Below are 4,288 nucleotides of genomic sequence, written 5' to 3'. Positions count from 1 at the left end.
AAGCCCAGGTCGGGGCTGAGGACGGCCGGGACCGGCAGCCGGGCCGGCCGGGGCGCGTAGCCGTCCAGGACGTGCCGCAGATACGTCTCGGCCCGCGCCGCCGAACGCGCGAGCACCCCGGGGGAGGCCAGGCCCGTACGGTCGGGGGAGGGCAGGAGGCCCGTCGTCGTCTTCAGGCCGAACACCCCGCACCAGGCCGCCGGGATGCGCACCGACCCCGCCCCGTCGCTGCCCGTGGCCAGCTCCACCATGCCCGCCGCGACCGCCACCGCCGAACCGGCCGACGACCCGCCGGGAGTGCGGTCGGGACGCCAGGGGTTGACCGTGCGGCCGTGCGCGCCCCGGCCCCAGGTCCGCCAGGGCGTGCCCGGGCCGGGCACGGAGGTCGCGCCGACCGGGACCGCCCCGGCGGCGATCAGCCGGCGCGCCGGGTAGGAGCGGGCCCCCGTCCGCCCCTTCACCGCGAACGGCAGGCCGGCCAGGGGCAGTTCCCCTGCCACCCGCTCGCGGGCCAGGGCCTCGTCGGGCCAGACCGCGGTGAACGCGCCCAGTTCCGGGTCCCGTTCGGCGATCCGGCCCAGTGCCCGTGCCACGCCCGACGTCATGCGCCCAGTGTGTCAGCGCGACTCCGCCAGCGCCGCCTCCATCACGGCGCGGGCGATCGGGGCCGCGTTGCCGCCGCCGCTGACGTCGGCCCGGTCCGCCGCGGCGTCCTCCACGACCACGGCGACGGCGACCGCGGGCCGGCCGGAGTCCGGGTCCTGCGCCCAGGAGATGAACCAGGCGTACGGCGTACCGGTGTTGTCGACGCCGTGCTGTGCCGTCCCCGTCTTCCCGCCGACCCGCACCCCGTCGATCGCCGCGTTGGCACCGGTGCCGTTCTCCACCACGTCCACCATCATCCGCTGGAGCAGGCGGGCCGTCTCCGGTTCCATCGCCCGGCGGTAGGTGTCCGAGCCCTCCCGTCGGACGGTGTCACCGTCGTGGTCGGTGATGCGGTCCACCAGGTGGGGGCGGCGGAGTTCGCCGCCGTCGGCCACCGCGGCGGCCACCATCGCCATCTGGAGCGGGGTCGCCGTCGTGTCGAACTGGCCGATGGAGGACTGGGCGAGCTGGTCGTCGCTCATGTCGGTGTCGAAGTTGGAGCGGGCCACCCGGGACGGGATCCTCAGGTCGTCGTCGTTGAAACCGAACCTCTCGACCGCCTTCCGCATGTCCTTCAGCCCGACCCGCACCCCCAGATGCGCCAGCACCGTGTTGCAGGAGACCCGGATCGCCTCGGCCAGCGACGCGTTCTCGCAGCCCCGTGCCTCGTCCGGGAGCGTCGTGGTGGTGCCCGGCAGCACGTACGGGGACGGGGTGTCGGTCTCCTCGTCCGGATCGTCCACCACCCCGGCGTCCAGGGCCGCCGCGGCCGTCACGATCTTGAAGGCGGACCCCGGCGGATACGTCTGCCGGATGGCCCGGTTGAGCATCGGCCTGCTCGCCGCCCGGTTGAGCTCGGCCCAGGCGTCCGTCACCGACGAGCCCGTGCCGGAGAGCCGCTCGGGGTCGTACGACGGGGAGGAGACCAGCGCGAGGATCGCGCCCGTCCCGGGATCGAGCGCGGCGACCGCCCCCCGCCGGCCCGCCAGACCCTCGTAGCCGGCCCGCTGCACTGCGGCCCGGACCGTGGTGACGACGTCACCGCCGGGCTGGCGCCCGCGGGTGAGGTCGCCCCACAGGGGGACCGGGGCCAGCACCGAGGCGGTACCGGACAGGACGTCGTCCTCGGCGTTCTCCAGCAGCGTGGTGCCGTACGTCTGGGAGGCGTACCCGGTCACCGGGGCGTACAGCGGGCCGTGGCGGTAGGTGCGCTCCCAGGCGAGCTGCTCGCCGGTGTCCTTCGACCCGGTGACGGACTCGTCCCCGACCAGGATGTTGCCGCGCGGCCGGTCGTAACGCTCGATCGCCGTACGGCGGTTGGCGGGGTTGTCGTCCAGCGAGTCCGCCTCGAAGACCTGTACCCGGGCGGCGTTGACCAGCAGCGCCACGAGGAGGAGCAGGCAGAAGGCGGCGGCCCGCCGGATGTAGCGGATCACCGTCCGGCCCCCCTGCGGTGCCCGGTGTCCGGCGGGTCCTCCTCGACGATCGGCGCGATCACCCCGGTCTCCGGCCGGCCCGGGTGCGGGGCGCGGGCCTCCGCGCTGACCCGGATCAGCAGCGCCACGATGATCCAGTTGGTGACGACGGACGAACCGCCCTGCGCCAGGAAGGGCATGGCCATACCGGTCAGCGGGATCAGCCCCATCACCCCGCCCGCGATCACGAAGACCTGGAGCGCCAGGATCGAGGCCAGCCCGATCGACAGCAGCCGGCCGAAGGGGTCGCGCAGGGCGAGTCCCGCACGGTAACCGCGGGCCACCAGCAGGGCGTACAGCAGGAAGATCGCGGTGAGTCCCGCCAGGCCCAGTTCCTCGCCCGCCGTCGCCAGGATGAAGTCGGACTTGGCCGCGAAGCCGATGAGGATGGAGTGGCCGAGCCCCAGCCCGGTGCCGAGCATGCCGCCGGCGGCGAACGCGAACAGCGACTGGGCGAGCTGGCCGGGCCCCCGGCCCGCGTCGATGCTGGCGAACGGGTCCAGCCAGTCCTGTACCCGGCTGTGCACATGGGGTTCGAACGAGCCCACGACGAACGCCCCCGCCGCGGCCAGCAGCAGCCCCACCGCGATCCATCCGGTACGGCCGGTGGCGACGTACAGCATGATCACGAAGAGGCCGAAGAAGAGCAGCGAGGTGCCGAGGTCCCGTTCCAGGACCAGCACACCCACGCTGAGCAGCCAGATCGCGACGATCGGCCCCAGCACCCGGCCGGTGGGCAGTTGGAGCCGCCAGAACCTGCGGCCGGTGTAGGCCAGGGCGTTGCGGTTCGCCGCGAGGTAGGCGGCGAAGAACACGGCGAGCAGGATCTTGGCGAACTCGCCCGGCTGGAAGGAGAATCCGCCGACCCGGATCCAGATCTTCGCCCCGTTCACCGCGGGGAAGAAGATCGGCACGGTCATCAGCACCAGCGCCGCCGCGACCGAGAGGTACGCGTAGCGCTGGAGGAAGCGGTGGTCCCGCAGCACGACGACGACGGCGATGAAGAACGCGACCCCGAGGGTGGACCAGACCAGCTGGGTCGTCGCGGCCTGGTCCCGGGGCGTCTCCAGGTCGAGCCGGTAGATCAGCACCAGGCCCAGGCCGTTGAGCAGGACCGCGATGGGCAGCAGCAGCGGATCGGCGTACGGCGCCCGCAGCCGGACCGCGAGATGGGCGAGCAGCGCGAGGAGACCGAGACCGCCGCCGTACCCGGCGACGTCCGGGGGCACGGCGTTGTTCCGGGCGAGGCCGACGGCCGCGTAGCCGTAGACGGAGATGAGCACGGCCCCGATCAGGAGCGAGAGCTCGACCCCGCGCCGCTTGGGCAGGCGTAGCTCGGGCGGGCGCGCGTCCGCCGTCGATGCGGTCATGCCCCGCAACGTAGCAAGAGGAGGGTCTTATTTCCCTTATGTCAGCCCCGCGCCACCCTCAGCCCTGGTAGGGGTTCCGGCCGCCCGGCGCGTACCCGGTCTGCTGCGGGGCGGTGCCGTACGGAGCGCCGTCCTGTCCCGCCCGGGCCTGGACCAGCAGCCGCTCGGCCTCCTCCCGGGGTATCTGGCGCTCCCCGGCGCAGAACGTGCACTGCGTCGCGTACTTCGTGGAGAAGGGGAAGAGCGGCACGAAGAACAGCGTGAACTTCGTGACCCGCTTGCGCAGGGTGTGCGCGGCGGGGTTGCCGCACCAGCCGCACACCAGGGTGAGGACGGCCAACTGGTGGAGATAGCCCCGCGTACCGAAAATGATCATGATGTGGTCCCTTTTCCCGTATCGGCCCCGAGAGCCCGCCGGCACAGCGCCAGGAGCCTCTCGTCCTCATCAGTGTCATGACTGCCGTAACCGCCGTCCAGCGCGTTGTGGCGGCGTACCGACAGCAACTCGGCGCGCAGCACCCGTGCCGCGTCCGGCCCCGCGCCGGGCAGGCCCATCCGCACCAGGCACTCGGCGACCCGGACCCGGACGTGGCGGTTCTTCTCCCAGGCCGCGAGGAGGACCGGGACGCTCTCCGCGATCCGCCCGGAGATCTCCCACAGGGCGATCGCGGCGTCGACGCGTAGCCACAGCTCGTCGTGGGCGAGCAGGGCCCGCAGCCGGGGCACCGCCCCCGCCGCCGCCCCGCCCAGCCGGCCCAGTGTGGCGGCGGCGGCCCGGCAGTCGTGCACCCGCTCCGC

4 protein-coding genes and 1 pseudogene are annotated in these 4,288 nt (G+C 73.5%); all 5 read right to left on the bottom strand.

Annotated features, from left to right (window positions below; all coding sequences use genetic code 11):
- On the bottom strand, positions 1 to 605 hold a 605-nt coding region (locus IH13_RS0135690; RefSeq protein ID WP_031091231.1), incomplete at its 3' end, for an amidase family protein.
- A 12-nt stretch (positions 606 to 617) separates the two neighbouring features.
- Positions 618 to 2,081, bottom strand: a complete 1,464-nt coding sequence (locus IH13_RS0135685) for a penicillin-binding transpeptidase domain-containing protein (protein ID WP_031091230.1) — start codon at positions 2,079 to 2,081, stop codon at positions 618 to 620.
- Positions 2,078 to 3,490, bottom strand: coding sequence for an FtsW/RodA/SpoVE family cell cycle protein (locus IH13_RS0135680; RefSeq protein WP_031091228.1), 1,413 nt, complete (start codon positions 3,488 to 3,490; stop codon positions 2,078 to 2,080). Before IH13_RS0135680 ends, IH13_RS0135685 begins: the two co-directional genes overlap by 4 nt.
- Positions 3,491 to 3,548: 58 nt before the next feature.
- A complete protein-coding gene (locus tag IH13_RS0135675) occupies positions 3,549 to 3,866 on the bottom strand; it encodes a zinc ribbon domain-containing protein (RefSeq protein ID WP_031091226.1) in 318 nt (105 codons plus the stop codon).
- Positions 3,863 to 4,288 (bottom strand): annotated as a pseudogene (locus IH13_RS0135670) (HEAT repeat domain-containing protein); the annotation flags it as partial. The gene IH13_RS0135675 and the pseudogene IH13_RS0135670, both read right to left, overlap by 4 nt.

Origin of the sequence: Streptomyces sp. NRRL WC-3549, from assembly GCF_000721935.1 — a bacterium.
Lineage (GTDB): Bacteria > Actinomycetota > Actinomycetes > Streptomycetales > Streptomycetaceae > Streptomyces.
This window is presented reverse-complemented; position numbering and strand designations above follow the sequence as displayed.

What these genes read in the sequence shown, in the direction of transcription:
- IH13_RS0135680 (WP_031091228.1), bottom strand. Translation starts at nt 3,490, where the DNA reads ATGACCGCATCGACGGCGGACGCGCGCCCGCCCGAGCTACGCCTGCCC.
- IH13_RS0135675 (WP_031091226.1), bottom strand. Translation starts at nt 3,866, where the DNA reads ATGATCATTTTCGGTACGCGGGGCTATCTCCACCAGTTGGCCGTCCTC.